Here is a 1015-nt window from a genome sequence, read left to right as displayed (position 1 = left end):
CTTCAGCACAGGCGCGCGCTAAAGCTTTGCGCGGTTTAGTTCTCGCCGACCACCCTGGGCGTGCGGCAGTCGCGCAACCCTGACATTTCGCAATATTCGTTGACAACATCTATTTTTTGGATCAGCAGTGGGTGGCGCGAAGTAGCCTGCCGAACAACTGACGATCCCGCACCTCTAGTCGGCGCAATGATGCTCGAGCAGAACGACCAGTGATCGCTCAACCGGCGCTATAGGCAGCCTGAAGGCTTGCAGACCCCTGAGCGACACTGCGCCCACTCAGCTGTCCGCAGTGGCTCGCTGAGTCCCGTGCACCTCAGTGAAAACAGCGCTCCGAGGATTCGACGCGCCAAGCGCGGTCAGTTGCACCGCAGCGCCGACAGCCAGACAGTCTATGGGCTTCTACTTCGCCGCCGCCTTGGCATTGCGCGCGTCGACCTTGGCCTGCCCCGCGGCCGCGGCCTTGCCGCCGCTGGCCTCAGGATTGATTTCAGGACTGTTCGCTTCGTCGCCCATCGGCTTCTTCACCATGCCCTGGGGCTTGGAATTGACCTTGTCCTGGGCTCTCACGGCGGCCTTGCCGCCGCTGGCCTCAGGATTGATTTCGGGGCTGTTAGCCTCATCGCCCACCGGCTTCTTCACCTTGCCTTGGGGGCGCGTATCCACCTTGGCTTGGGCGCGGTTTTGCGCCTTGCTGTTCGTCACCGGTTGCTGTTCCGACGATGTGCCGGCCGGATTTTGGGCATAGGCGCCTGCCGCAAACAGGCTGGTAATCATGATCGCGAGAAGTTTGCTCATTGCAATTTCCTTGGGAGTTGGAGATCGACACGGCTCGCCATCAGCAGATGGTCACGTCACAATGATACCTTTGGCCCATGGCTGACAGGGTTGGACGCAAGTGGCCCCGACTTAGTCTCGCGCGGCAGACAAGGATGGAGTGCTTGCAATAGTGTGGGGTTCAGGGCATCGTGGCTAGCCTCACAGGAGGTTAGTAGTTCCAGTGCCACGTGAGGACATC

General features: G+C 60.5%; 1 protein-coding gene. It reads right to left on the bottom strand.

All coding sequences use genetic code 11. The features are described 5' to 3' along the window. Window positions 1–399 precede the first annotated feature (399 nt). Window positions 400–795 carry a cell envelope biogenesis protein TolA gene (locus AC1DY5_RS56880; protein ID WP_478122914.1) on the bottom strand — a complete coding sequence of 132 codons (396 nt, stop codon included), beginning with the start codon at window positions 793–795 and terminating at the stop codon, window positions 400–402. Between the last annotated feature and the right edge of the window lie 220 nt (window positions 796–1015).

The sequence above is a fragment of the Variovorax sp. P4_D9 genome (assembly GCF_056401695.1).
The sequence above is the reverse complement of the archived record's forward strand: the minus strand, read 5'-3'. Positions and strand labels throughout refer to the sequence as shown.